Below are 18796 nucleotides of genomic sequence, written 5' to 3'. Positions count from 1 at the left end.
AAGGTGTGCGGGGCGCGGCAGTTGGGAAACAGCCCGCACAGGAACCGCGGCGATGGGGGCGGCAGTGACGATCGGCAGTTTCGGACCCGGGGCGCAGATCCCTCTCCAGGGCTCGGACGCGGGAACGGCGGCGACCTATGCTCTCGCCACCGCCGCGTACCGCGACAGCCCGGTCGAGGCGATCCTGGACGCCAACAGCGACTGGCACCAGTCGTCGGTCAAGCCCGGCAAGTGGCCCAAACTCTTCCGGCCGGACCTCGGCGAGGCGTTCTCGCGCGCCGTCCAGGTCCGGATGCTCGGCGGCGCGCGCAAGGCGCTCATCCAGTCCTTCGGCGCCGACCCCCGGCCGGTCGTCGAGCACTGTCTGGCGGCCTCCGGCATCCGCAAGCAGCGCGACATCAAACTCACCCTGGTCACCGCCGTGTGCGGGGTGCTGTTCCTGCCCGGGCTGCTGCTCTGGCTCGGCGTGATCCAGCTCCGCCGGATGGCGGCGGGCTCCGAGAACAAGCGCAACAGCGCCGTCGGCACCGCCCTGTTGGTGATCGCCGGGCTGTTCGCCGCGATCGTCCTCGTCAAGCTGCCCTGGGACGGGCTGCTGCCGAACTATCTGCGCGCGATGATCGTGGCCCCGGTCGCCGGCTGGTTCCTGGCCCGGCGGATCTGCGAGAACACCGCCATCGTGCTGCGCGAGCGCTGGACGGCCCTGCTGAGCGGCGGAATCGGGGCGTCCGTCCCCGAGGCCGTGGCGAAGGACCCGACCGACAAGGCCGCCCAGGAGCTCCAGGCCAACCTGAACAAGGTGTCCGCCGAGCAGCTGTCCAACGTCGCCTTCTACGCGGGCCCCAAGGGCATCCTGGGCATGGGCACCCGCTGGGGCAGCTGGGTCATGGCCGAGGAGCTGGTGCCCCTCGCCGGCAAGGAGATCCACGACTTCCGGGCCTGGGACATCATCCGCCGGATCCACACCGAGCTGACCCTGCTCGAACGCGGCGCGCTGAAGACCGGCTTCCCCAAGCCGACCGTCAAGCACTGGATCGTGTCACCGGTCGGCGAGGGCGCGGGCGAGGTCTCGCGGCCCTCGGGCGACAACATCGTCAACTACGAGGTGAAGCCGCACGAGATCCAGCGCATCTGCAACGACCAGCAGTTCGGCGCCGGGAACCGGCACTACCTGGGCGTGCAGTTCACCCTGTGGGACGGCCAGCTGGTGCTCACGATGATGGTGACCGTGACCTCGCTCCACCACACGCTGCGCGTCGAGGTCACCGGCCACGCCCTCGGCCCGGTCCACGGATTCTTCGGCTCGAAGCCGTCCGGGAAGAGCAAGACGGTCTCCAAGACCGTCCGGTTCTGGGAGACCCGTGAGATCAAGCTGCCGCTGACCGACACCGACGAGGTGGTACGCCAGGCGGTGCGCGCCCCGCTCACCTGGTTCCCGCCGATCCTGGAGTTCCTCGGCGGCAAGCTCGTGCTGCCCGAGCCGTTCGGGCTGCGGCACGCCTGGGCGGGCCAGCCCTGGCGGAACCGCTTCATGGCCGACGACGCCCTGCGGATGGCCACCCCGGTGCTGCGCGCGGTGCACGCCGCGACGATCAAGGCGCTCGACGAGCACAACGTGGACACCTCCCGCTTCACCTCGCGCTCGCTCGGCCTCGGCGGCGGCGTCCAGGACGCGAGCCCGAAGAAGGCCGACCTGTACGACGCGTAGGGGCGCGCCGGAGCCCTCCGGGACGCCCGGGCGGCCGACCGTACCCTGTGGACGCGTCAGTGCCCCCGTACCGCGGAATCATCGCGGTACGGGGGCACTGGCATAGGCCCGAATGCCGAGTGCGGGCTCAGGCTCCCGCGGTGGGCCAGGCGTCGGCGAGCATCTTCCGGGTATCGGCGAGCAGCTGCGGCAGCACCTTGGTGTGGCCGACCACCGGCATGAAGTTGGTGTCCCCGCCCCAGCGCGGCACCACGTGCTGGTGCAGGTGCGCGGCGATCCCAGCGCCCGCGACGGAGCCCTGGTTCATGCCGATGTTGAACCCGTGCGCGCCGGACGCGGTCCGCAGCGCCGTCATCGCCCGCTGGGTAAAGGCGGCCAGCTCGGCCGTCTCGGCCGCGTCCAGCTCGGTGTAGTCGGCGACGTGGCGGTACGGGACCACCATCAGGTGTCCGCCGTTGTACGGGTACAGGTTCAGCACCGCGTACACGCTGGTGCCGCGCGCGATCACCAGCCCGTCCTCGTCCGACTTCGACGGGATCACGCAGAACGGACAGCCGTCGCCGGCGTCCGGTCCGCTGGGCTTGTTCTCGCCCTGGATGTACGCCATCCGGTGGGGCGTCCACAGGCGCTGGAAAGCGTCCGGCGTCCCCACTCCGATCTGCTGTTCCGGCTCAGTCGTCATGCCGTGCAGCATATTGCGTCGCCCGTTCGGAACGTGTCGCCGGGGCGAAGGAGAACGGGCCGGGCCATCCTGATCCGGTGAGCGACAGGCCGCCGGAGCCGCCCCGGCAGGAACGCTGGGAACGCCGGATGACGATCCCGCTGGCGGTGGCCTCCGCCGTCTTCCTCGCCGGCTACTCGGTGCGCGTCCTCGCCCACGACCGCATCGGGCAGGGCTGGCTGAACCTCTGTCTGGGGATCGTCCTCGGCGCCTGGGCCTTCTTCGTCGCCGACTACGCGGTCCGCGTGCGGCTGAGCGGCCTCGGCCCGCTCCGCTTCGTCCGCCGCCATCTGCTCGACACCGTCATCGTGGTGCTGCCGCTGCTGCGCCCGCTGAGCGTGGTCAGCGTGTACGACCGGGTGCAGCGCCGCTACGACAAGCCGCGGCTCACCCTCTACGCGCGCGTGATGGCGTACGCGGGCCTCACGGCCACCCTGCTCGGCTACACCAGCGCGCTCACCGTCTACTTCCTGGAGCACGACGCGCCCGGCGCGACCATCCGCACCTTCGGCGACGCGGTGTGGTGGGCCGCCGCGACCCTGGCGACGGTCGGCTACGGGGACGTGACCCCGGTGACCCCGCTGGGCCGGACCACCGCGGTGGGCCTGATGGCCTGCGGGCTCGCGCTCCTCGGGGCGGTGACGGGCTCGTTCTCGTCGTGGCTGATCCAGGTCTTCCGCCGGGAGGACGAGCGCTGAGCGCTCCGGGGACGGGACGAACCACATGGGCGAGGCCCTGGGAAGCGGTGTTTCCCAGGGCCTCGCGAAACCACCTCGGCCGGTGCCGGGGAGGGTCAGACCTGGACGCGGTCCTCGACGATCTTGGCGATCTTGGCGATGGCCTCGTCGCGCGGAACGCCGTTCTCCTGCGAACCGTCGCGGTAGCGGAAGGAGACCGTGCCCGCGTTCATGTCGTCGTCACCGACGATGATCATGAACGGCACCTTCTGCTTCTGGTGCGTACGGATCTTCTTCTGCATACGGTCCGAGGAGGCGTCCACCTCGACCCGCAGGCCCTTCTTCTTCGCGTCGGCGGCGAACTCCCGCAGGTAGTCCACGTGCGCGTCGCCGATCGGGATGCCGACCGCCTGCACCGGGGCCAGCCACGGCGGCATCGCGCCCGCGTAGTGCTCCAGGAGCACCGCGAAGAACCGCTCGATCGAGCCGAACAGGGCACGGTGGATCATGACCGGCCGCTGGCGCGAGCCGTCCGCCGCCGTGTACTCGAGGTCGAAGCGCTCCGGCAGGTTGAAGTCCAGCTGGACGGTGGACATCTGCCAGGTACGGCCGATGGCGTCACGCGCCTGCACCGAGATCTTCGGGCCGTAGAAGGCGGCGCCGCCCGGGTCGGGGGTGAGCGGCAGGCCCTGCTTCTCGGCGACCTGCTGGAGGACCGCGGTGGCCTCCTCCCACACCTCGTCGGAGCCGACGTACTTCTCCGGGTCCTTGGTGGACAGCTCCAGGTAGAAGTCGTCCAGACCGTAGTCGCGCAGCAGGTTCAGGACGAAGGTGAGCGTCTTGTCGAGCTCGTCCGCCATCTGCTCGCGGGTGCAGTAGATGTGGGCGTCGTCCTGCGTGAAGCCGCGGGCGCGGGTCAGGCCGTGCACGACGCCCGACTTCTCGTACCGGTACACGGTGCCGAACTCGAACAGACGCAGCGGCAGCTCACGGTACGAACGCCCGCGCGCGTCGAAGATCAGGTTGTGCATCGGGCAGTTCATGGGCTTGAGGTAGTAGTCCACGCCCTCGTCGAGCTGCATGGGGGGGTACATGCCCTCGGCGTACCAGTCCAGGTGGCCCGACTTCTCGAACAGCTTGCCCTTGGTGGCGTGCGGCGAGTAGACGAACTCGTAGCCCTCCTCCTCGTGCCGGCGGCGCGAGTAGTCCTCCATCGCCCGGCGGATGACGCCCCCCTTGGGGTGGAAGACCGCCAGACCCGAACCGATCTCGTCCGGGATGGAGAACAGGTCGAGCTCGTTGCCGAGCTTGCGGTGGTCGCGCTTCTCGGCCTCGGCGAGGAAGTCGAGGTGGGCCTTCAGCTCGTCCTTCGACGGCCACGCGGTGCCGTAGATGCGCTGGAGCATCGGGTTCTTCTCGCTGCCGCGCCAGTAGGCGGCCGCGTTGCGCATCAGCTTGAACGCCGGGATGTTGCGGGTCGTGGGCAGGTGCGGACCGCGGCAGAGGTCCTTCCAGCACAGCTCGCCGGTCTTGGCGTCCAGGTTGTCGTAGATCGTCAGCTCGCCGCCGCCGACCTCGACGTTCGCGCCGTCGTCGGTCGACGCGGCGCCCTTGATGCCGATGAGCTCCAGCTTGTACGGCTCGTCGGCCAGCTCCTCGCGGGCGGCCTCGTCCGTCACGACACGGCGGGCGAACCGCTGGCCGCGCTTCTGGATCTCCTGCATCTTCTTCTCGATGGCCTTGAGATCCTCGGGCGTGAAGGGCTTCTCCACGTCGAAGTCGTAGTAGAAGCCGTCCCGGACCGGCGGGCCGATGCCCAGCTTGGCCTCCGGGTACAGCTCCTGCACGGCCTGCGCCATGACGTGCGCGGTGGAGTGGCGCAGGATGTTCAGGCCGTCCTCGGACGAGATCTCCACGCCCTCGACGACGTCGCCGTCGGCGAGCTCGTACGACAGGTCCTTCAGCTCGCCCGCGACACGGGCGGCGATCACGGCGCGGTCTTCGGCGAACAGGGCGCCGGCCGTGGTGCCCGCGCTCACCGTCCTCTCCTCGGGCCCGGAGGCGGACGGGACGGTCACACGGACTTCAGACACAGATGCTCCATACATTAGGGCGCGGGCAGACACGAGGTGCCGGCGCCGGTGGCGCGCGGCAGAGACGAGGTGCCGCGCGGGTACGAGTCTATCGGGGCCGGGGGGTGCGGGGTCGCGCTGTGGTGAGATCCCGGACGCACGAGGGGCCCAGGGCCCCCGCGAGTGCGGGCCGGGCATATGCCGTCACACCTGTTTGCGGGCCCCTGCCCAGCGAGCCCGGGCCCTCTGCCGTTGCGAACCAGTGCGGGCGCGCCTGCCTGTGTGAGTGCGGGCCGGACACCTGACGACGCCAAATACAACCGGGCTGCCTCCTACGGCCGAGTGAGCCGAAGGGGTGCGTCGGGGGAACAGTGCCGAACGCGCACAGGCCCGCGAGGAACGAGTGGGCCGAGCACGATCGGTGCTGTGAGTCCGACTCCAGCACCCCGTGGGGGTCCCCCCGCCGAAGGCAGGGGGAGAACCGAGTCATAAAAAGGCCAACGCGGCGCAAACAACATGCGCCCACCCTTAGCCACCTCGCGCCCATGCGGGCCCAGCCCCAGCCCTCTCGCTGACGCACAACCCCAGCCCCAGCCGCCTCGTGCCCGTGCGGGCCACGCACCAGCCCCGCACTCACATACAAGCACCACCCCAGCCGCCACACTCACGCACAAGCCTCACCCAGCCCCCGGCCCTCCCCCCTCGGCCCCTCAGTCCCCTTCCGTGAAAAAGTCCGGGGCGTCCTGAAAAGACTGCAGCGATTTCATCAGGCGGTCGCGTTCCGCCTCGTCGACGTGGACCGGGGCGACGGCGCTCGCGTCCGTGAGGCGGCGGAAGCCGCCTCGGCTTTCGAGGCGGCCGACGACGCGGATCGGGAGGCCGGTGAGGTGGGCGTGGCCGGCGGTGCGGTAGCCGTCCTCGTCGAGGGTGACGCGGACGTGGCCGACCTCGGCGCCGGACAGGACGCGCAGCCGGACAGTGCCTTCGCCGTGCGGGCCTGAGCGGCGCATGCGGACGACGGTGCCGGTGATCCGTACGGGTACGGAGGGTTCGCCGGCCAGGTAGCGGGCGCCGGCGGCGCGCAGGGCGGGCAGGTCGCCCGGGGAGAACTCGACGGGTTCGGGGCGGGCGGCGCAGCCTTCGGGGGTGCCGGCGGCCGGGGACCAGGCGAGGGCGATGCCGGCGCCTTCGGTGCCGCGGACCAGGGCGACCAGCGCGTCGGTGAGTTCGCGGCTCACGCCGGCCTCGACGGCGGTGTCGAAGGCGTCCGTGTTTCCGGTGGCCCGCTGGTAGTCGATGGCCTCGCGGGTGGCGGACAGGGCGTGGTGGAGCCGTACGGAGACGGTCCGGCCGGTGTCGACGGGCAGGAAGGCGGTGAGGCCTCGGCCGCCGGGTGCGGCGCCGACGACGACGGACGCCAGGGCTGCCTGGGCCTGCCGCCGGTGCCGGGAGCCGTGGTAGCCGGTGCGGGCACGGACGGCGAGGGCGCCGGCGAGCAGCACGGCGCGGGCGGCGGACCTGAGCTGTTCCTGGACGGGCCAGGGCACGGCTCCGGCCGGTCCCGGGGGGACGTCGCGCCACCAGCGGATCTCGTCGCTGGGGACGGTGAGGCCGGTGAGGACGTCGCGGGCGGAGGGCACGGCGCTGCGGGCGAGCGCGGTGAGGGCTTCGCCGAGCAGGTCGTCGGCGTCGGGGAAGGCGCGGCTGTCGGGGACGAGGAGGCTGGTGACGCGGCCGGTGTCGCCGGGGCCGGGCGGGGTCCAGCGGCTGTAGCGGCCGGCGGCTCCGCCGCGCCGCCGCCAGCCGTGGCGGGCGAGCAGCGCGCCGAGGACGCGGGGGTCGACGCGGCCGGGGTCGGGGGTGTCCCCGGCGTCGGCCCAGGGTCCGGGTGGCACGGCGGGTACGCCGCTCCAGTGGCCGGGCCGGCCGCCGGGCACCGGATGGGGCGGCGATTCCGGGTGGTGCGGTGGTTCCGGGTGGGGCGGGTGCGGGTGGGGATGGGGCCGGGGGTGCGGCTGGGACCGTGAGGTCGTGTGCGCGGAGGAGGACGGGGGGATGGAGCCGTACTCGGGTTCGTCCATCGGCCGGTGCATCAGGGTCTCCCTCCCACGCCGACCCGCGCCATGATCTCGCACAGCGCCCGGTCGTCGAAGATCCTTGTCGTCGGGACGCGCACGGTGGTCCGGTGGCGGCCCGTGACCGGGTGGCCGGCCAAGTTGATCCAGTAGCAGCAGTGCCGCAGGTCGAGCCGGTCGTGCCCGGCCCGCAGCCAGTCGTCCTGGCTCCGCGGCGCGAGCATCACGACCAGGATCTTGTGCACCGCCACGGGGGTGCGGGCGAGTTTCACCAGGTGGTCGTTGTCGAGCGTGAACGAGAACGCCGCGGATGCCCCGGCCGCCGTTCCGGGCACCCGCGGCGGTATCTGATAGGTGCATTTGAGCTGGACTTTGATGGTCACTTCGTCGTCGACGGTGTGACCGGCCGCGCTGTGGCTCACATGCCAGTCGATGCCGTTGTCCGGGAACGGCTGCGACAGCGAGCAGCCTGCCGCCGCCGCGACCGCGTGGAGATATCCCACCTGCAGGGTCTCCATGCACGCGGTGGTGGCGAGTGAACCACGCAGGGGGGCTTCCCGCTGGGGCGGCAGCCCTCCCGACTCGGGCTGGGCGAGCGCCATGTCGATTCCCTTCCCCGTCCTTGTTGTTGTGACCGGTCCGCGTACGGCGCAAACAGCCCGGGTATCTACGAATCGGGGCAGGGGGTTGGCCATCTGCCGCGCGCGTGCGAGGAGTTCGGGGATGACGACGCAGTGGTACGAGGGGCCCCTGGCCGCATTCGACACGGAGACCACAGGAGTCGACGTCGAGGAGGACCGGATCGTGTCGGCCGCCCTCGTCGTCCAGGACGCGGCGGGCACCCGGCCGAGGGTGACCCGCTGGCTGGTGAATCCGGGCATACCGGTGCCGCCGGAGGCGACCGCGGTCCACGGCCTGACGGATCGCCACCTCCAGCGCAACGGCCGCTGGCCGTCGCCGGTAGTGGAGGAGGTGGCCCGGGCGATAGCGGAACAGATCGCGGCGGGCCGCCCGCTGGTGGTGATGAACGCGCCGTTCGATCTGACGATCCTGGACCGCGAGCTGCGCCGGCACCGCGCGTCCTCACTGGGCCGCTATCTGGACAGCGTTCCGCTGTGCGTCCTGGACCCGCGGGTCCTGGACAAGCATCTGGACCGCTACCGCAAGGGCCGCCGGACGCTGACCGATCTGTGCGTCCAGTACGAGGTGGTGCTGGACGGGGCGCACGACGCGGCGGCCGACGCGAGTGCGGCACTGGAGGTCGTACGGGCGGTGGGGCGGCGGTTCGCGGGGCGTCTCGAACGGCTGTCGCCGGGCGAGCTGCACACCCTCCAGGCGGTGTGGCACGCGGCACAGGCGCGGGGGCTTCAGGCGTGGTTCACCCGGCAGGGGACGCCGGAGACGGTGGACCCGGCGTGGCCGCTGCGGCCCGAGCTGCCCGCGGTGGCCTGAGCGGGGCCGGACCCGCAGTCCGCCGGCACACCCGCCCGCCCGCATTCCAGCGGCGGGGCCGGGAATGGCAAAGGCCGGTCCGTCAACTGACGGACCGGCCTGACCCGGTGGGCGATACTGGGATCGAACCAGTGACCCCTTCGGTGTGAACGAAGTGCTCTCCCGCTGAGCTAATCGCCCGGGCAACGGGTTGAACCATACAGGCCCTCGCGGGTTTCGTTCAAACCGGCGATGCCGGGGTGCGCAGGTGGGCGGCCAGGCCACGGCGTCCGCCGCGCATCATCAGGGCGTGGTTGGCGCGAAACAGCAGCCGTCCGGGGACGGCGAACGCCCGCATCAGGGGATCGCGCACCTCGACCTCCTGCTCGTAGAGGGCGCGGGTGCCGGCCTGGCCGGGCAGAGCGGTGAGGGTCCAGCGGGCCCAGCCCGCGAGGTCGCCGCCGAGCCCGATCTCCAGGACGCGCGCCACCGGGTCGCGGCGCCGGGACTCGGCGGTGACGACGAGGTCGTAGGGGAGGACGGAGCGGAAGCGGGCGGTGCCGGTGCGCTCGTCGCGCGGGACGACTTCGCGCACCTGGGGCCACCACCGCGGGTACTCCTCGGCGCGCTCCAGGACGGCGTAGACGGCCTCGGGCGGGGCGGCGAGACGCCAGACGCTGCGAAAGCGGTAGCGGCACCAGTCCATGACCTCAGTCTGCCCGGCGCGCGGGTACTCAGACGCGGACTGAGTACCCGCGCGCATCCCCTGACCGGGTGTCCCGGCGCACACTCCGGCCATGGAATCCTCGTTGCCTCCCGCGGAAGAGCTGGTGCTCGTCGACCGCGAACTCGCCCGACTCGACGCCCACCGGGCCCAGTTGCTGCTGCGCCGGGACTGGCTGCTGCGGGTGCTGCGCCCGCAGACGCAGGCGCGGGCACCGGTGGCGTGGGGGCCGCCGGGCGGGCCGCCCGCGCCCGGCGCCTCATGGCCCGCTCCCCCCGCTCCGCGCCCGGAGGCGACGCCGCACAGCACCCAGAACGTGCTGCTGACTCTCGGCGGGGCGCTGCTGACCGTGGCCGCGCTCGTGTTCACGCTGGTGAGCTGGGGCTCGATGGGCATCGGCGGCCGGGCGGTGGTGCTCGCGGTGGTCACGTCGGCCGCGCTCCTCGCGCCGGTGGGACTGCTGCGCCGGGGGCTCGCGGCGACGGCGGAGGCGGTGGCCGCGCTGGGACTGGTGCTGACGGTCCTGGACGCGTACGCGGTGCAGCGGGTGGCCCTGCCGGAGACGGGCTTCGCCGCGTACGCGGCGGGGGCGTCGGTGGCCTTGGCGGCCGCCTGGGCGGCGTACGGATCCGCGCTGCGCGGCCTGCGGATCCCGTGGCCGGCGGCGGTGGCGGTGGCCCAGCCGGCGCCGCTCCTCGCGGTGTGGGCCCTGGACGGCGGCCTGGTGACGTTCGTCTGGGCGGCACTGGTCACGGCCGCGGTGGACCTGGTGCCGGCGCTGCGGGCGGGGCTGCCGGCCTCGGTCCGCGCGGCGGCCGCCGCCGGGGCGGGCCTGCTGGGCGGCTGGGCACTCGCGACCGGTCTGGTGGTGTCCTCGTACGCACCCGGCCGGGCCGCCGCTCCGCTGCTCGCGGTCGCGCTGGTACTGCTGTACCTGGCGACGCGCCACGCGCCGGCCGCGCTCGCCGCCGCGACGGCGGCGGGGGTGGCGGTGCTCGCGGCCTCGGGCGGTCTGCTGCGGCAGGTGGTCCCGGCCGACTGGGCGGTGCCGGGGTACGCGCTGTGCGCGGTGCTCCTGGCGGCGGTGGCGCTGCGCGCGGGCATCCGGGCCGGGCGGGCGGTGCGGCACGGTCTGGCCGCGGCGGGCGCGGGGGTGCTCGCACTCACCGGGCTGTGGGCGCTGCCGCCCGTCGTGGCAGGCCTGCTCGGTCCGCTGGCGCGTACGGGCGACGTCTGGTCGGGCACGCACGCCACGCCCGTCCTGACCGGTTTTCCGGCGACCGCCCCGGTGGTGCCGCTGCTCGCGGCGGGGGCGCTGACCTTCGTCCCCCGACTCTGGGCACGCTGTGCGGCCCTCGGGTGCGGCTGGGCGCTGCTCACGGCGCTGCCGGTGTCCCTGGAGCTGCCGTACGCGGCCTCGGTGACGCTCCGGCTCGCGACGGCCGCGGCGGGGCTCGCGCTGGGCGCGGGGGTGGTACGGGCGGCTCGCAGGTCGCCGGTGGTCGGGTGGCTCGCGTACGGCTGCGGCCTCGCGTCGGCCGTGGGGGCGGTGGCGCCGGCGCTGGACGTGCGGGGGGCGACGTTCGCGGTGCTCGGCGTGCTCGCCGTGCTGTTCGCCGGGGTCGCGGTGCGGGCGGACGGGGCCCGGCGGCTCGTGGGGGCCGGTGCGGCGGTGGTGACGGTGGCCGGTCTGGTCTGCGCCGGGGCGGCCGCCGCGCAGACCGGGCTCGCGGTGGCCGGGCTCCTGCTGCTCGCGGTGCCCGCGGGGACGGCCGGGCTGGGCGCGTGGCTGGGGCGGCGCTCCGGGCTCGGCCTGCCGGGTGTGATGGTGGAGGCGACGGGCGCCGGGGTGGGGCTGTGCGGGCTCGCGGCGGCCTCGGCGCGGCCTGAGCTGCTGGCACTCGGGCTCGCCCTCGGCGGAACGGTCGCGGCGGCGACGGCGCTGCGGCCTGCGCGGCGCCCGCTCGCCTCGTGGGCGGCGGCGGCGCTGTTCGTCTCGGCGACGTGGGTACGGCTGGCGCTGTGGGAGGTGACGGCGCCGGAGGCGTACGCGCTGCCGCCGGCGGCCCTGGCCCTGGTGGTGGGCGTGGTGCGACGGCGGCGCGATCCGGAGACGTCGTCCGGGGTGGCGTACGGGCCGGGTCTGACGGCGGCGCTGGTGCCGAGCCTGTGCGCGGCGTGGGCCGACCCGTCCTGGGTGCGGCCACTGCTGCTGGGCCTCGCGGCGCTGACGGTGACGCTGCTCGGGGCGCGGTTCCGGCTGCGGGCGCCGCTGCTGCTCGGCGGGGTGGTGCTGGTCTTGAACGGGCTGCACGAGCTGGCGCCGTACGTGGTGCAGGTGGTGGGCGCGCTGCCGCGCTGGCTGCCGCCGGCGCTGGCGGGCGGGCTGCTGCTCGCGGTGGGCGCGACGTACGAGCAGCGGCTGCGCGACGCCCGGCGGCTCCGGGACCGGCTGGGGCGGATGCGCTGACCGTTTCGAAGTGCCGCCGGAGGGGCCGGCGGCACTTCGAATGCCGAAGGCCCGGAGACAGTGACTGTCTCCGGGCCTTCGGGCCGGGTGGTGGGCGATACTGGGATCGAACCAGTGACCCCTTCGGTGTGAACGAAGTGCTCTCCCGCTGAGCTAATCGCCCCGGCGCACCGCAAACATTACCGCATGTCAGCGGGGCTTCCGAACCACCCCGGGGCAGCCCCGGGTCACTCGTGGATCCTCCACGGCATGACGATGCCGAACTTCCACACGTAGACGCCGACCAGCACGGCCACGATCACCAGACCGACGGCCGTGAGGATCAGGTTCCGGCGCCGGACCTTCGGGTCGAGGGCGCGCTGCGCGGCCTCGGTGACCTTGCGCTTGGTCCAGCGCAGCACCAGCTGGGCCCAGACGAACTCGGTGGCCCAGATCGCCATGCCGGCGAAGATCACCAGCCAGCCGGGACCGGGCAGGGGCAGCATGACGATGCCCGCGCCGACCACGGCGAGACCGACCAGGAACACGCCGACCTGCCAACTCACATGCAGGCTCCGGCGCGCTTTGACGAATTCGGGGGCCCGGGACCCCAGTGGGGCATGCTCGGCCGGCTCTCCGCCGCCCGCCCCGTCGGCCGCGGACTCCCCCGCCCGCCCGTCACTGTCCGCATTCATGACCCCAACTTACCGGACCGGCACACCCCCCTGAAATGGCGGTATTACCCAAAGTCACACGCCACCAATCGAGCTACCCGAACAAGCACAAAACAGACAGAGGGGTTTACAACGGCACCGTAGGTGGCATGTCGATTGCGCCGACGTGCGAATCCCCGAGCGCACACTGAGCGAAAGGCCCTGGCGCTTATGAACACCACGGTCAGCTGCGAGCTGCACCTGCGCCTCGTTGTGTCGAGCGAGTCCTCACTGCCTGTACCCGCGGGCCTGCGGTATGACACGGCCGATCCCTATGCCGTGCACGCCACCTTCCACACCGGAGCCGAGGAGACGGTCGAGTGGGTCTTCGCCCGCGACCTTCTCGCCGAGGGGCTGCACCGGCCCACCGGCACGGGCGACGTCCGGGTCTGGCCGTCCCGCAGCCACGGTCAGGGAGTCGTCTGCATCGCACTGAGTTCCCCGGAGGGCGAGGCCCTCCTCGAGGCCCCCGCGAGGGCCCTGGAGTCGTTCCTCAAGCGGACCGACGCAGCAGTGCCACCGGGCACCGAACACCGGCACTTCGACCTCGATACGGAGCTCTCCCACATCCTGGCCGACAGCTGAGCCAGTCCGTCCGGGAGCCGCCCGGCGCCGTCCGACTCGGGGAGACGGCGCCGCGCGAGAAGCGGCACGGTATGTCCCTCGGCGTCCTCCACCGCGTGTCCGGCGCGGCGGAGGACGCCGTTGCCCGTTTCCGGGTCACGCTAGAGTCAGCGCAATTCCGCGGGCGCCCGCCCGTACCCGGCCAGGGAGCGAATCGTGCTGATCCCCCACGACACCCGCACCGCCCTCGACACCGTCGTCGACCTGATGAACACCGCGCCCCGCGACGGCCGGGACGACGAGCTGTCCGACGTCCGGGCCCTGCGGTCCTTCGTGGGCGGCCACAAGATCAGTGACGTGGGCGAACTGGGGAACGGGGACCTGCGGGCCGTCCTGGAGGTGCGCGAGCGCTTCACCGCCGTCTTCTCGGCGCCGGACGCCAGGATCGCGGCCACCCTGATCAACCAACTGGTCGCCGCCGCCGGCACCACCCCGCAGCTGACCGACCACGACGGCTACGACTGGCATGTGCACTACTTCGCGCCCGGCGCCTCCGTCGCCGACCACCTGGCCGCCGACTGCGGCATGGCGCTGGCCTTCATCGTCGTCTCGGGCGAGCAGGAGCGACTGCGGCGCTGCGAGGCCCCCGATTGCGGCCGGGCCTTCGTGGACCTCTCCCGCAACCGCTCGCGCCGCTACTGCGACAGCCGCACCTGCGGCAACCGTCTGCACGTCGCCGCCTACCGGGCGCGCCGCAAGGAGGCCGCGGGCTGATCCGGGCGGGGCCGCGCGGCACCCTGCCCGGCCCGTGGGCGGGCTCACAACAGGAACAGGTCGTGCACGGCCGCCATGAGAATCAGGCCGCCGATCACCCCCAGGAAGATCATCAGTGGTGGCTGGGACAGGGCGAACAGGCAGCCGCGCGGCTCCTCGGCAGGAGGGGCGGCAGGGCGGTGGGCGGAATCCCGCGAGGTATCGAGCATGGCGGGGGGATGATTGCGCACTCGAGAGCCCCAAAAGCCCGTAAAGGCCTCTTGGCGGGCTCGGTTCACCCCATCCCGTGGACTCGGGACGCGAGAAGCGTCAGAACCGGTCGGACCGTGACGCGGCCACGGTCATATTCCGTGCTTCTTCAAAATCGCCTCGATGTCGCTGAAGTCGTCCTCGCCGGCCTTGGCGGCCCGCTGCGGCTTCGCCGGCGCACTCGGCCGGCCCGTGCCGAGCGACGGCGCGGACGCGGCAGGAGCGGCGGGTGCGACCGAGGTGGCGGCCCGCCCGCTTCCGGCCCCGGTGACCTCGCTCCTCCCGGCCCGGCGCCGCTCTATCGCCCTCACGGACGAGAACAGCAGCCAGGACAGACCGAGCAGACCGAAGCCGATCCAGACCGTCGGACTGAAGGTCAGCAGATTCGCCACCCAGTCGATCGCGCCCGTCATCACCAGTCCCAGCGGCACGAGCGAATAGGCGGCGATGCGGGTCGCGGTCAGGAACCGCTTGCGATACGCCGTGATCGCGGCGATACCCAGGCCCGCCGCGGACACCGCGGAACAAATGGTCTCGGCAAGCATGCGATCCTCCTGAACCCGGGCGATCCGTCTTCTCCATCCTGCACCGTCCCTCCCGTCCGGGGCCATGGTTCCCGGCCCGGATCAGGGACATCTCCGGGTCGTCCCCCAGGGAACGGCCAATGCGAGACTCTTCCCATGAGTGAGTCCACCACCCCCACCACCCCCGCTTCCCCCGTCGCCCTGGAAGCCTGGTTCGACCTGCAGTGCCCCGACTGCTTCACGGCCCTCGCCGACCTGAACGCGCTGCGGGAGAAGTACGGCGAGCGTCTGGACATCCAGCTGCGCCACTTCCCGCTGCCGAAGAACAAGCACGCCTACGCCGCCGCCCAGGCCGCCGAGGAGGCGTACGCCCAGGGCAAGGGCCGGGAGTACACGGAGGCGCTGCTGGCCCGGACCGAGCGGCTGCGCGACCGGGGCGAGCCGGTGCTGATGGAGGTGGCGGCCGAACTGGGCCTGGACGCCGAGGAGTTCGACACCGCACTGATCGACGGCCGGCACCTGCTCACGGTCGACGCCGACCAGGCGGAGGGCCAGGCCCTCAAGGTCACCGGCACCCCCACCTACGTCATCGGCGGCGAGCGGCTGGACGGCGGCAAGAGCCAGGAGGGCCTGCGCGCTCGGATCGAGGAGATCGCCGACCGCCTCCTGGCGGGCTGACCCCCGCCGCTCGCACACCGCCCCTGCTCCCCCGCCCCGCCGCCGTACCTGCGACGGGCAGTGGGGGCAGGGGCGGCGCCGTACCCCTGGGGTCCCTCGGGGTTCCTTCAGAGGCCCCTCAGCTCCCCCGGGGTCCTCAGATCAGCTTCTTGGAGCCGTTCACATACGTCGTGCGGTAGCCCAGCGACTCGTAGAGCCGGATCGCCGGAGTGTTGCCCGTGAAGACGTGCAGTCCGATCAGACGCTCCCCCGCGCCCGCCACGACCCGCTCGGCGAGCAGCATCAGCGCCCGGCCGTAACCGTGGCCGCGCCACTCCCGCGCGACCTCGATGTCGTACACGAAACCGGCCCTCGTCCCCGGCTCGACCTCGCGGGTGCCGGTCCAGATCCAGCCCACGACCCGCCCGTCCCGGACCGCGACGTTCATCGCCAGGTCCTCGGTGGCGAGACCGTGCGGCATCAGCTCCCGGTGGCTGGCGTCCGCCTTCGCCCGGGCCTCCGCCTCCGGCACACCGCGCTCGATCCAGCTGCGCGCGAAGCCCTCCCTCGCCCGGGGCTCCCACTCGTCGAACTCCGCCTGGGTCATCGGGCGGACCTCGATGCCCTCGGGCAGCTCCGGCGGCTCCGCGGCGACTTCCTTGATCATGTTGCGGCTGCGCTCGGTGTAGCCGAGCGACTCCGCGAGCCGCACCGCGGCCGGGACCCCGGCGGGCGCCGATATCCCCACCTCGCGGCAGCCCCAGCCGCGCAGCACCTCCTCGGCGGCGAGCGCCGCCACCGTGGCGCGGCCCCGGCCGCGGTCCGGTTCGTCGACCGCGAGATCCAGGATCCGCGCCATGGAGGTGCCGAAGCCCGGGTCGGTCGCAAGGCGGACGGTGCCGACGCGGCGGCTGTTCACGCAGATGTCGTAGGTTCGCGAACGGCCGCCGTCGGCGGACTTCTGAAGCGGCTCGGACGGCCGCAGAGTGGTGGTCATCACCGGTGTTCTACCCACCCCGCCGCCCGTCCGTCATCCGGATTAGGGGCTGTCCGGTGGATCAGGGTCGGATAGGCCGGGGCGTCTGGTGCGGTGGACGGCAAGGCGCCGGAGCGTCTTGACAGCGGAGCTATCCAGGCATTTCGGCAACGCGGCCAGGTGCCGTGCCAGACGTCACGGCCCCGGCCAAGATCCGCCGGGCAGCCCCTGCCGCAGCCCGCGACCCGGATCGCCCGAGTGCGTGATCCGGATCACCCGAGTCGAGGGTCCCGGTCGCGGGCGGCCCGCTCCTCGAAGATCCGCATGGCCTTGGCGGTGACCGGCCCCGGCGCCCCGGCCAGATCCCGGTCGTCCACCCGGTGCACGGCCTGGACGTCGCGCAGCGTCGAGGTCAGGAAGATCTCGTCGGCGCTGTCGAGGATCTCCAGCGGCAGATCGGTCTCCTCCGCGCCGGTCCACTCCACGGCGAGCGCGCGGGTGATGCCCGCGAGGCAGCCGGAGGCGACGGGCGGGGTGAGGATCCGGCCGTCGACGACCACGAAGACATTGGAGCCGGTGCCCTCGCACAGCTGCCCGACCGTGTTGGCGAACAGCGCCTCCGTGGCACCCCGCTCGGCCGCCCGCGCGAGGGCGACGACGTTCTCCGCGTACGACGTGGTCTTCAGGCCGGTGAGCGCGCCGCGCTCGTTGCGGGTCCACGGGACGGTGATCACGGCGGTGGAGTCGGGGCGGCGGCCGGTCTCGCCGAGCGCCACGATCAGGCTCGGGCCGGTCGCGCCGCGCTCGGAGCCGAGCGGGGAGAGCCCGCCGGTGTACGTGACACGGAGCCGGCCCAGCTCCATCGGGTTCGCCTCCAGGACGGCGGCGCAGGCCCGCCGGACCTCGTCCAGGTCCGGGTCGGGCAGGCCGAGACCGCGGGCGGAGCGGGTCAGCCGCTCCAGATGGAGGGTGAGGGCGAAGGTCTCGCCGCGCTCGGCCTTGACCGTCTCGAAGATGCCGTCGCCGACCGTCAGACCGTGGTCGAGGACGGACACCAGCGCGTCCCCGGCATCGTGCAGTGCGCCGTTGACCCAGAGTTTCATCGAGATATGGCCTTTCCGCTCGCCTCGTACTCCTCCGAGTGCTCCTCGGATCCCGCCGACGCTATCGCGACCAGCCGGGACGCCTTCAGCTCGGTCTCCGCCCACTCGTGCTCGGGGTCGGAGCCCCAGGTGATGCCCGCTCCGGTGCCGAACCGCAGCGCTCCCGCCGCCCGGTCGATCCAGAAGGTGCGGATGCCGACGGCCAGCTCGCCGGTGCGGCGGTCCGCGTCGACCCAGCCGACGCCGCCGCAGTACGGGCCGCGGGGCGCGGTCTCCAGGGCGTCGATGATCCGCAGCGCGCTGGACTTGGGGGCGCCGGTGACGGAGCCGGGCGCGAAGGTGGCGGCCAGCAGCCCGGCCCAGCCGGCCCCCTCGCGCAGTTCGCCGCGCACGGTGGAGACCAGGTGGACGAGACCGGGGTGCTCCTCGACGGCGCACAGCGCGGGCACCGTGACGGACCCGGTGGCGCAGACGCGGCCCAGGTCGTTGCGGACCAGGTCCACGATCATCACGTTCTCGGCGTGGTCCTTCTCCAGCAGGTCGGCGGCGGCCTTGCCGGTTCCCTTGATGGGGCCGGACTCGACGACGGCGCCGTCGCGGCGCAGATAGAGCTCGGGAGAGGCGGTGGCGATCTCCACGCCGTGCGCGGGCAGGCGAATCGTTCCCGCGTACGGGGCGGGGTTGCCGCGCGCGAGGAGAGCGGTGAGGGCGTCGACGTCCGCGCGGGCCGGGTCGGGCAGCGGCGCGGACATCACCCGGCACAGATTCGCCTGGTAGACCTCGCCGCGCGCGATGTGCTCGCGTATGCGGCGCACGCCCGCGGTGTACGCGGCGCGGTCGAGCGAGGAGATCCAGTCGCCGGCCGCCGGGCCGCGCCAGCGGCCGGGTACGGGGGCGGGGACCGGGTCGGGCCGTACGTCGCCGAAGCGGGCGCAGGTCAGGCGGCCCTCGAAGTCCGCGCAGACGGCCCAGAAGCCGGAGGAGTCCAGGGCCTCGGGATCGTGGGTGACGTCGCGGAGGTCCGTGGCGAGCAGGCCGCCGAAGCGGGCCATGGGGGTGAGGGGGTACACGCCTGTCGAGTCTAGAAGCCCCGGCCGCGGGCGCGTCGCGGGCCGGCGGTGGGCCCTCGCGGGCCGCGGACGCCCGCCGGCCGACCGTGTGACCAGCCGTGACCGTCTCGCTCCGGTGACCGTCCGCGCCCGCCCGCGGACACCGTGGGACATCGTGCGGACCTCACCCTCGGGCGGGTGGGAGAGGCGTCCGGGGCAGGTACCCGGGTGACCTTGATCGGCGCCTTCCGGGTGCGCGGCTCAGCACGCTGCGGAAACGCGTTTTTGTACTGGCCCAGGAATCCGCTAGAGTTCAACACGTCGCCGGGA

Annotated in this window: 18 protein-coding genes and 2 tRNA genes; 7 read left to right on the top strand and 13 right to left on the bottom strand. The window is 72.9% G+C overall.

The genetic code is table 11. The features are described from left to right. Positions 1–52 precede the first annotated feature (52 nt). On the top strand, positions 53–1708 hold the full coding sequence (locus tag ACGFRB_RS27240; protein WP_363011206.1) for a hypothetical protein: 1656 nt from the start codon (positions 53–55) through the stop codon (positions 1706–1708). Between the two features lie 127 nt (positions 1709–1835). Here ACGFRB_RS27240 and ACGFRB_RS27235 read toward each other — a convergent pair whose 3' ends face one another. After that, positions 1836–2402 (bottom strand): HIT domain-containing protein, encoded by a 567-nt coding sequence (locus ACGFRB_RS27235; RefSeq protein WP_361236797.1) that lies wholly within the window; start codon positions 2400–2402, stop codon positions 1836–1838. A gap of 65 nt (positions 2403–2467) precedes the next feature. On the opposite strand from ACGFRB_RS27235, the gene ACGFRB_RS27230 reads away from it, so the two are divergent. Then, positions 2468–3127: a potassium channel family protein gene (locus ACGFRB_RS27230; RefSeq protein WP_393246753.1), complete on the top strand. Its 660-nt coding sequence runs from the start codon at positions 2468–2470 to the stop codon at positions 3125–3127. 95 nt (positions 3128–3222) lie between these two features. Here the strand turns inward: ACGFRB_RS27230 and thrS are convergent, their stop codons facing one another. From thrS to ACGFRB_RS27215, 3 genes are all read right to left on the bottom strand, one after another. Further along, positions 3223–5199 carry a threonine--tRNA ligase gene (gene thrS, locus ACGFRB_RS27225; protein ID WP_393246751.1) on the bottom strand — a complete coding sequence of 659 codons (1977 nt, stop codon included), beginning with the start codon at positions 5197–5199 and terminating at the stop codon, positions 3223–3225. Between the two features lie 689 nt (positions 5200–5888). Continuing rightward, on the bottom strand, positions 5889–7271 hold the full coding sequence (locus tag ACGFRB_RS27220; RefSeq protein ID WP_393246749.1) for a hypothetical protein: 1383 nt from the start codon (positions 7269–7271) through the stop codon (positions 5889–5891). Further along, entirely contained in the window at positions 7271–7855 is a 585-nt protein-coding gene (locus tag ACGFRB_RS27215) for a DUF4365 domain-containing protein (RefSeq protein ID WP_363011200.1), read from the bottom strand. Before ACGFRB_RS27215 ends, ACGFRB_RS27220 begins: the two co-directional genes overlap by 1 nt. A gap of 121 nt (positions 7856–7976) precedes the next feature. On the opposite strand from ACGFRB_RS27215, the gene ACGFRB_RS27210 reads away from it, so the two are divergent. Then, positions 7977–8705, top strand: a complete 729-nt coding sequence (locus ACGFRB_RS27210) for a 3'-5' exonuclease (RefSeq protein WP_363011198.1) — start codon at positions 7977–7979, stop codon at positions 8703–8705. Between the two features lie 108 nt (positions 8706–8813). Here the strand turns inward: ACGFRB_RS27210 and ACGFRB_RS27205 are convergent. Further along, positions 8814–8885: transfer RNA gene (locus ACGFRB_RS27205), tRNA-Val, on the bottom strand. Positions 8886–8925: 40 nt separating this feature from the next. Then, positions 8926–9390, bottom strand: coding sequence for an SRPBCC family protein (locus ACGFRB_RS27200; RefSeq protein WP_363011196.1), 465 nt, complete (start codon positions 9388–9390; stop codon positions 8926–8928). 91 nt (positions 9391–9481) lie between these two features. Here ACGFRB_RS27200 and ACGFRB_RS27195 point away from each other — a divergent pair, with 91 nt between their 5' ends. Then, positions 9482–11878: an SCO7613 C-terminal domain-containing membrane protein gene (locus tag ACGFRB_RS27195; RefSeq protein ID WP_393246747.1), complete on the top strand. Its 2397-nt coding sequence runs from the start codon at positions 9482–9484 to the stop codon at positions 11876–11878. An 88-nt stretch (positions 11879–11966) separates the two neighbouring features. Here ACGFRB_RS27195 and ACGFRB_RS27190 read toward each other — a convergent pair. Both ACGFRB_RS27190 and ACGFRB_RS27185 read right to left on the bottom strand, forming a co-directional pair. Next, positions 11967–12041, bottom strand: a tRNA-Val gene (locus ACGFRB_RS27190). 64 nt (positions 12042–12105) lie between these two features. Next, positions 12106–12552: a TIGR02611 family protein gene (locus tag ACGFRB_RS27185; protein ID WP_393246745.1), complete on the bottom strand. Its 447-nt coding sequence runs from the start codon at positions 12550–12552 to the stop codon at positions 12106–12108. Positions 12553–12741: 189 nt separating this feature from the next. Here ACGFRB_RS27185 and ACGFRB_RS27180 point away from each other — a divergent pair, with 189 nt between their 5' ends. Together ACGFRB_RS27180 and ACGFRB_RS27175 are read left to right on the top strand one after the other, a co-directional pair. Continuing rightward, the gene (locus ACGFRB_RS27180; RefSeq protein ID WP_015032345.1) at positions 12742–13155 is read left to right on the top strand and encodes an SsgA family sporulation/cell division regulator; all 414 of its coding nucleotides are present in this window, start codon (positions 12742–12744) and stop codon (positions 13153–13155) included. Between the two features lie 195 nt (positions 13156–13350). After that, positions 13351–13908, top strand: coding sequence for a CGNR zinc finger domain-containing protein (locus ACGFRB_RS27175; RefSeq protein WP_393246743.1), 558 nt, complete (start codon positions 13351–13353; stop codon positions 13906–13908). Positions 13909–13952: 44 nt separating this feature from the next. Here the strand turns inward: ACGFRB_RS27175 and ACGFRB_RS27170 are convergent, their stop codons facing one another. Together ACGFRB_RS27170 and ACGFRB_RS27165 are read right to left on the bottom strand one after the other, a co-directional pair. Beyond that, on the bottom strand, positions 13953–14117 hold the full coding sequence (locus ACGFRB_RS27170) for a hypothetical protein (protein ID WP_361238042.1): 165 nt from the start codon (positions 14115–14117) through the stop codon (positions 13953–13955). A 132-nt stretch (positions 14118–14249) separates the two neighbouring features. Further along, the gene (locus ACGFRB_RS27165) at positions 14250–14702 is read right to left on the bottom strand and encodes a hypothetical protein (protein ID WP_393246741.1); all 453 of its coding nucleotides are present in this window, start codon (positions 14700–14702) and stop codon (positions 14250–14252) included. Between the two features lie 135 nt (positions 14703–14837). On the opposite strand from ACGFRB_RS27165, the gene ACGFRB_RS27160 reads away from it, so the two are divergent. Continuing rightward, complete coding sequence (locus ACGFRB_RS27160; protein WP_393246739.1) at positions 14838–15359, top strand: DsbA family protein; 522 nt, start codon at positions 14838–14840, stop codon at positions 15357–15359. A gap of 136 nt (positions 15360–15495) precedes the next feature. Here the strand turns inward: ACGFRB_RS27160 and ACGFRB_RS27155 are convergent, their stop codons facing one another. The 3 genes from ACGFRB_RS27155 to ACGFRB_RS27145 form a co-directional block, all read right to left on the bottom strand. Then, the gene (locus tag ACGFRB_RS27155) at positions 15496–16335 is read right to left on the bottom strand and encodes a GNAT family N-acetyltransferase (protein ID WP_393246738.1); all 840 of its coding nucleotides are present in this window, start codon (positions 16333–16335) and stop codon (positions 15496–15498) included. Positions 16336–16586: 251 nt separating this feature from the next. Further along, the gene (locus tag ACGFRB_RS27150; RefSeq protein WP_393246736.1) at positions 16587–17417 is read right to left on the bottom strand and encodes an aminotransferase class IV; all 831 of its coding nucleotides are present in this window, start codon (positions 17415–17417) and stop codon (positions 16587–16589) included. Next, positions 17414–18487: a chorismate-binding protein gene (locus ACGFRB_RS27145; protein ID WP_393246734.1), complete on the bottom strand. Its 1074-nt coding sequence runs from the start codon at positions 18485–18487 to the stop codon at positions 17414–17416. The genes ACGFRB_RS27150 and ACGFRB_RS27145 overlap by 4 nt, the downstream gene beginning before the upstream one ends. Between the last annotated feature and the right edge of the window lie 309 nt (positions 18488–18796).

Origin of the sequence: Streptomyces sp. NPDC048718, assembly GCF_043198875.1 — a bacterium.
GTDB lineage: Bacteria > Actinomycetota > Actinomycetes > Streptomycetales > Streptomycetaceae > Streptomyces.
Note: the sequence above shows the minus strand (reverse complement) of the source record. Positions and strands in the feature narration are given on the sequence as shown.

What these genes read in the sequence shown, in the direction of transcription:
- ACGFRB_RS27240 (WP_363011206.1), top strand. Translation starts at nt 53, where the DNA reads ATGGGGGCGGCAGTGACGATCGGCAGTTTCGGACCCGGGGCGCAGATC.
- ACGFRB_RS27235 (WP_361236797.1), bottom strand. Translation starts at nt 2,402, where the DNA reads ATGCTGCACGGCATGACGACTGAGCCGGAACAGCAGATCGGAGTGGGG.
- ACGFRB_RS27220 (WP_393246749.1), bottom strand. Translation starts at nt 7,271, where the DNA reads ATGCACCGGCCGATGGACGAACCCGAGTACGGCTCCATCCCCCCGTCC.
- ACGFRB_RS27215 (WP_363011200.1), bottom strand. Translation starts at nt 7,855, where the DNA reads ATGGCGCTCGCCCAGCCCGAGTCGGGAGGGCTGCCGCCCCAGCGGGAA.
- ACGFRB_RS27210 (WP_363011198.1), top strand. Translation starts at nt 7,977, where the DNA reads ATGACGACGCAGTGGTACGAGGGGCCCCTGGCCGCATTCGACACGGAG.
- ACGFRB_RS27200 (WP_363011196.1), bottom strand. Translation starts at nt 9,390, where the DNA reads ATGGACTGGTGCCGCTACCGCTTTCGCAGCGTCTGGCGTCTCGCCGCC.
- ACGFRB_RS27195 (WP_393246747.1), top strand. Translation starts at nt 9,482, where the DNA reads ATGGAATCCTCGTTGCCTCCCGCGGAAGAGCTGGTGCTCGTCGACCGC.
- ACGFRB_RS27185 (WP_393246745.1), bottom strand. Translation starts at nt 12,552, where the DNA reads ATGAATGCGGACAGTGACGGGCGGGCGGGGGAGTCCGCGGCCGACGGG.
- ACGFRB_RS27180 (WP_015032345.1), top strand. Translation starts at nt 12,742, where the DNA reads ATGAACACCACGGTCAGCTGCGAGCTGCACCTGCGCCTCGTTGTGTCG.
- ACGFRB_RS27170 (WP_361238042.1), bottom strand. Translation starts at nt 14,117, where the DNA reads ATGCTCGATACCTCGCGGGATTCCGCCCACCGCCCTGCCGCCCCTCCT.
- ACGFRB_RS27165 (WP_393246741.1), bottom strand. Translation starts at nt 14,702, where the DNA reads ATGCTTGCCGAGACCATTTGTTCCGCGGTGTCCGCGGCGGGCCTGGGT.
- ACGFRB_RS27160 (WP_393246739.1), top strand. Translation starts at nt 14,838, where the DNA reads ATGAGTGAGTCCACCACCCCCACCACCCCCGCTTCCCCCGTCGCCCTG.
- ACGFRB_RS27155 (WP_393246738.1), bottom strand. Translation starts at nt 16,335, where the DNA reads ATGACCACCACTCTGCGGCCGTCCGAGCCGCTTCAGAAGTCCGCCGAC.
- ACGFRB_RS27150 (WP_393246736.1), bottom strand. Translation starts at nt 17,417, where the DNA reads ATGAAACTCTGGGTCAACGGCGCACTGCACGATGCCGGGGACGCGCTG.